The following is a 5,999-nucleotide window of genomic DNA, read 5'->3' on the forward strand; positions in this document are numbered from 1 at the left end:
CCCGGATGCTGAGAAAGTGATAAAAAAGAAGAACCGGGTGGTTCTTTTTGCTGCCCTTGCGATCATTGTCGTGCTTGCCGGGGCACTGTACAATTATTTTTCCCCCGGTGTCGATGAAGAATGGCCTCTGGCTGCGAGTGACGATTTCTCCGTTCTGCCCTGCAGATGGTCCTGCGGTTTTGCTTCGGGTAACTTGTTGGCTGCCCGGGCAATGCAGGTTAACGGCCAGTACAGGGCTGACGTCAGCTTCAGTCAGCAGATGGGACAGCCAAACCGGTTTTTATTTCCATCACCCTATGCACAGTCCGGCGACTTCTATCTTGAGGCTGATGTGCAGATTGTTTCGAGAACCAGTCAGGACGTCAGTGCGGGCCTGTTTTTCCGCGGGAACGGAAACAGCTATTATGTGTTGAGAATAGGCGATTTAGGCAAGTATGCCCTTTGCTACAACGAGAACGGCGTATTCAGGGATCTGATAACCTGGACGCAGATTCCGAACTTCGATGATCCGTTCCAGATGAACAGGATCGGCGTGCTTGCCGAGGGAACGACGATCTCGGTATTCATTAACGGCCGGAAATCCGGAGAAGTGCAGGACAGTTCCAGTCTTGCGGGTGCGACGGGTTTCGAAGTGGCTGCATGGAACCCCATGCAGGTTTCCGTGGCTTTCGATAACGTTGTATTGACGCAAAAACCTTTGCAGGGTTCCTGAAAAACATTTTGCCCGGTTCAATTTTTTTTGAGATGGATGCCATGATTACCTCTTCAACACTGTCGTTTCTCCGAGGCCTTAGGGCCGATAACTCCCGCGAGTGGTTCGAGCTGCACAGGCCCGAGTATCAGGAGGCGTACGGGGAGGTGATCGGGCTCGCTGCCGGGCTGCTGCGGGAGGTTTCCGCATTCGATCCCGCAGTCGCCGCGTCGGGCCTCGATCCGAAAAACTGCATCATGCGCATCTACCGCGACGTACGCTTCTCTCGCGACAAGTCGCCCTACAAGACCAACTTTTTCGTGTTCATCAACCGTGGCGGGCGCAGGAGCAGTTTCGGCGGTTACTACGTCCATATTGCCCCTGAAGGGGAGTCGTTCGCGGGCGGCGGCGTCTATATGCCTGAGCCTGCGGTGCTTGAACTTCTGAGGGAGGAGATCGGCGGGCATTTCAGCGAGTGGCGTTCGATTCTCTCTGACGAAGCGTTCAGTAAGGAGTTTCCCGAAGGCGTGCTGCCCTCGGGACTTCTGAAGCGGCCTCCGAAAGGGTTCGATGCCGACGATCCGGCCATCGACTACCTCAGGTACAAGGGGTACTACACCCGGCGGTTCTTCAGCGATGCCGGGGTTACTTTACCAGGTTTTGCGGGAGTGCTTTCCAACCTGTTCCGCACGGTGAAGCCGATGGTGGATTTTCTCAACCGGGCGCTGTAACGATCTGTTTTCGTTTCCCCCATAACCATAATCGCGTTACCGTTCATCATGCATCCCCCTCCATCTCCGGCCGGTGAGCCTGCGGCCTACCGCAAGGCCGCATGGCGTCTCGTGCCGTTTCTGTTCTTCTGCTACATCCTCGCCTATCTGGACCGTGTCAACGTGGGCTTCGCGAAGCTGCAGATGTCGCGCGACCTCGGTCTCGGCGATATCGCCTACGGGACGGGTGCGGGTATCTTCTTCATCGGGTACCTGCTTTTCGAGGTGCCGAGCAACATCATCCTTTCGAAGGTAGGCGCGAGGATATGGATCGCGCGCATCATGATCACCTGGGGCATCGTCGCCAGCCTGCAGCTGTTTGTCTCAGACGAGCACGCATTCTACCTGCTGCGTTTTCTGCTCGGAGTGGCCGAAGCGGGCTTCTTTCCCGGCATAATTCTCTATCTCACCATCTGGTTCCCGTCGGAGTACCGGGCACGGATGGTCGCCTGGTTCATGACGGCGGTAGCCATTGCGGGCGTTGTTGGCGGGCCGGTTTCCGGGGCTATTCTCGAGGCCATGGACGGGTTCGGGGGGCTGCAGGGCTGGCAGTGGCTTTTCGTGCTCGAAGGCCTGCCCTCGGCTGCGATGGGCGTGGTGGTGCTTTTTTATCTCGACGACTCGCCCCGCGACGCCTCATGGCTCGACACTGAGGAGAAGGATCTGCTGATGCGGCGGGCCGCCCTCGACGGGGAGCGGCGGCTGGGCGGCGCGGAGGAGCATACGGCGGGCTACGCCATGAAAAATCCGAAAGTGTGGGGGTTCAGCGGAGTGTATTTTCTCGTGGTCATGGGGTTGTACGGCATCTCGTTCTGGCTGCCGCAGATCATCGGCGACACCATCACATCCGACGAGCGGGCTATCGGCTGGATCTCCGCGATACCCTGGCTTGCGGCAGCCGTAGCGATGGTGCTCAACGGCGTGCATTCCGACCGGAGCGGGGAGCGCCGCTGGCATGTCGCGGCGCCCTGCCTCGTAGCCGCGACGGCTTTTGCTCTCTCTGCCATGCCACAGTCTGGAGGGTGGTACGGCATCGTGGCGCTCTCGGTTGCCACGGCCGGCATCATGTCCGCACTTTCGTGTTTCTGGTCGCTGCCTTCATCCATGCTCGGAGGTACGGCTGCAGCTGCGGGCATAGCGGTCATCAACTCGTTCGGCAACATCGCCGGATACGTAAGCCCGGAACTGGCCGGGAGGATTCGCGAAAGCGCAGGGGACCGGATGGAACCCGTGCTCGCCATGTTTTCCCTCAGTCTGCTTCTTGCGGCGTTTGCCACGCTTGCAGTAACGCCTGTAAAACAACCACAATCAAACACTCGGTATCAATGAGTTCACTCGAACTGATCACGAACGGGAAACCGTCGGGAAACAACATTTCCCGGAAAAAAACCTCAAAGGGAGCCCTGCTCGATATCGCCGCACTGATGGACGCCATGGGCGGCCGGTGTATGCCGATGCTGCTTGACAGGGGTGTTGTCGCCCAGTACGGCAAGCGGATCGGGTTTGCCGCCGCAGGAGATGCCTGGGGCATGGTGCAGGTGAAGCTCTGCCAGATGGAACCTCCCGTAACCTTCGAGGATGGCTTTCTCTGGGCTCCGACCGGATTCGTGGCGGAGGTGCTGGGAGGCTCGGTTACGCTTGACGAAGAACGGCAAACCCTCGAGGTGGCCGCCCCGCCGCCATTGCAGATCGGCGATATCGAGCCATCGGCAAAGGATCTCCTTCCCGCGCTCGAATCCCTCGGCTACAGGGTAGAGCAGGGCGACATGTGCCTGAGCGACGCCATCGACGTCTGCTTTGCCGGGTACAGTCCGAACGCGAACGGCAACAATGCCGGATTTCCGTACCTCTGCATCCAGGCCCCGCAGCCACCGGGAATCGATCATGCCGCCGTATCGCCCTCAATCGCCTTCACCATGCGTGAGGACGAGGGTTTCGTACTGATCGGCAGAACGCCTCCTGACTGCGACTACTACAGCTTCCGCAGTTATCTGGCCAGTCGGTGCCTGAGCACCGTGAATCCCTTCGAGCGCCAGAAAATCTATACCCAGCTCGGCGATCCGGTCAACTCGTACAACGTGCAGGAGGATATGTTCTATCCGCCTCAGGCTTCGAAGGTGGATGGTGTGTTCGAATCGTTTTTCATTCTGGTCTCCACCGCCGACCGGCGGCTTTACGACGATCTGCTGCATGCCGTTGACGAAGCGGGCCTCGACACGGGCAAGGTGCTGCTCGATGTAATCGATTCCGGTCTTGTCAGGTTCGGCAACGACGATTTCGCCGATCTTTTCAATGTGCTGCACCGTTTCTCGAACCCTCATGACAAGGCGGCTGGAGAGGCATACACAACCCGTCCCACGCTGGAAGTGCTGCGCCTCACGCCGCTTAAGGAGCGCAAGGCGGAGTTTCTGCAGCCGTTTCCTGCGCGACAGCGGGGTTCGGGCACGAATGAGGATCATCTGCAGCGATCTCTCCTGGCGCTCAGGAAGAGCATCATCGACACCTACAGCTCCCGCTACTGCATTCGTGAGCTCGATACGCAAATCTGGCTCGGAGACACTGGCGAGCAGGCCATCGCCAGGCTTGAGGACGTGCTGGGCGAAACCCGCGATACGCTCTATCTTCGTTCGGAGAGTTTTCCCTTCAACCCGGATACGCTGGTTATCGTCTATGGGGTGAACCACAACACGATTCCCAAGACCGTCTATACCAACGTGAGTTGCTACGGCGAGCGGTATTTCAACGGTTTTGGCGGTATTACCAATGCGGATTATGCAGGCAATGTCGCGCGGAACTTTCCTGAACTGGAGTATGTGGCGGAAATGGACAGGCTCTATGTGTGGAAGTTCGCGCGCACGCGGCTTGACGGCGACACTTTCGCGGTGCCGCAGGACACTGGCCGGAACCTGCGGGGCATCAACGACGGCGATACGGCGTTCATCGGCTTCAGGAACTATGTCGATCCGGGATCGCCGGACCTCATCGGGCCAGATCCCGACGAAATCATTTTCGACCGGGCTATCGTCCTGACCCCGATCCCTTCGCCCGATCCCCGATAGATCGACGATGTATCGCCTGCGGGGCAGAATCCGGTAATTTGTTGATGGCGGGAACCCTGCGCTTCGAGTTCATTGTGTTCATGCCGGCTTGTTCCTGACGGGAATACGCCGTAACTTCCTGAAAAATATCGTTGAAGGTCGTGTCTGCATTCAGGGAACCCCAAACCGGAATAATGCAATGCTTGTAAAAATGGAAGAGCAGTTCAGGGGACTGCCGATGGCGGATCTCATCGGCGGGCCGCTTCAGGCCGCATGCGAAGCGCAGATGCGTCTTGCCGAGGCCACCGCCGATTTCATCAGGAATGTCGGCTTCGATATCGACCCTGCGGGACAGCGTCCGCCCGTCATGCGGGTCGAGTTCATCCGCCCCGACAGGCACGAGCCCGAATGGCTGCATCTCCCGCTCGAAGGGCTCGGCAACGACGAGTTGCTTGACAATATCGAAAAGCTGAAGAGTGCCGGGAATGAAGGCAAGCCTGAACAGGCATGATGTTTCGTTCAAAGCGGTTTTCTGCCGGGGATACCCGGATACTGATTTTCTGACAGGGGATGAGCCATGAATATGTTGTCGAAGCTGTTCGGAAAAAAGAGCGGTGCTCCCGTCCCTCCGATTGTCGCCGCCGTAAAAAAGGGAAACATTCGCAAAGTGCGGCAATTGCTGGAAACCGGCGTCTGTGTCGAAAGCAGGGATGAGGCGGGTCAGAATCTTCTGATTCTCGCCGTGCATACGGGTGAGAGGAATCTTGTCAGGCTGTTGCTGGAATACGGCGCAGATCCGGACAGCGATTACGGTAATCCTCTTCATTTCGCCGCCACAAACGGAAATATCGGAATGATCGCCCTGCTTCTGGAAAATGGTGCGGATATCGATCAGCAAAGTGCGTTCGGGCAGCAGACGGCGCTGCATTTGGCTTCGTACAAGGGCCATGCGGATGTTGTCCGGTATCTGATTGAAAAAGGCGCCAATCCGGATTTGCGCGACCGGAACAACGAAACTCCGCTTGCATTTGCAAAAAAGCATGAGCTCCATGAGTGCGTGTCGATTCTGGAGAGTGCGGCGCGGTAATCGAATGCAAAAAGGTTTTCTCCCAAGCCCTGCAGGGGAGGCGTATCGGTAGCGCAGAGTGTAAGTCTTGTGTTTCATTTTGATATTTGCTTGTTCCTGAAATGTGTGTGCTGTAATTGTTTGATTTTTTATGCGTATACGGATGTTTGTAAGTCAGGCAATCCAAAACAGGACGCATGATGATCGTCAGGATAGAAAACTAGTTCAAAAGATTAGATTTTACTGCTTAGGTCGTGTAATACTTTTTATGGCCTGATAACGACTGAATTAGTCTCTTGGCGGGATCAATTTTTTCTAAGTCTTTACAGTTAAATGGGTCGAAATTTAAAACACCTTGATTGTTATGAATGGATTGATCGCGCCGCTTATTTTTTGTTCTAATTGTAATTCACAAGTGCATTTTAATGGTGATG

Annotated in this window: 5 protein-coding genes and 1 pseudogene; all 6 read left to right on the forward strand. The window is 56.5% G+C overall.

The genetic code is table 11. The features are described from left to right. On the forward strand, positions 1–712 hold a 712-nt coding region (locus tag WBP50_RS10865), incomplete at its 5' end, for a hypothetical protein (RefSeq protein WP_423934399.1). Positions 713–744: 32 nt separating this feature from the next. Further along, positions 745–1,422: a DUF2461 domain-containing protein gene (locus WBP50_RS10870; RefSeq protein WP_423934401.1), complete on the forward strand. Its 678-nt coding sequence runs from the start codon at positions 745–747 to the stop codon at positions 1,420–1,422. Between the two features lie 48 nt (positions 1,423–1,470). Beyond that, entirely contained in the window at positions 1,471–2,790 is a 1,320-nt protein-coding gene (locus WBP50_RS10875; protein WP_423934404.1) for an MFS transporter, read from the forward strand. Continuing rightward, positions 2,787–4,520: a hypothetical protein gene (locus WBP50_RS10880; protein ID WP_423934406.1), complete on the forward strand. Its 1,734-nt coding sequence runs from the start codon at positions 2,787–2,789 to the stop codon at positions 4,518–4,520. The genes WBP50_RS10875 and WBP50_RS10880 overlap by 4 nt, the downstream gene beginning before the upstream one ends. Positions 4,521–4,698: 178 nt before the next feature. Continuing rightward, a pseudogene (locus WBP50_RS10885) lies at positions 4,699–4,848 on the forward strand (DUF2589 domain-containing protein); the annotation flags it as partial. A 228-nt stretch (positions 4,849–5,076) separates the two neighbouring features. Then, positions 5,077–5,586 carry an ankyrin repeat domain-containing protein gene (locus tag WBP50_RS10890; RefSeq protein ID WP_423934408.1) on the forward strand — a complete coding sequence of 170 codons (510 nt, stop codon included), beginning with the start codon at positions 5,077–5,079 and terminating at the stop codon, positions 5,584–5,586. Positions 5,587–5,999 lie beyond the last annotated feature (413 nt).

It is taken from the genome of Chlorobium sp., assembly GCF_049593655.1.
GTDB lineage: Bacteria > Bacteroidota > Chlorobiia > Chlorobiales > Chlorobiaceae > Chlorobium.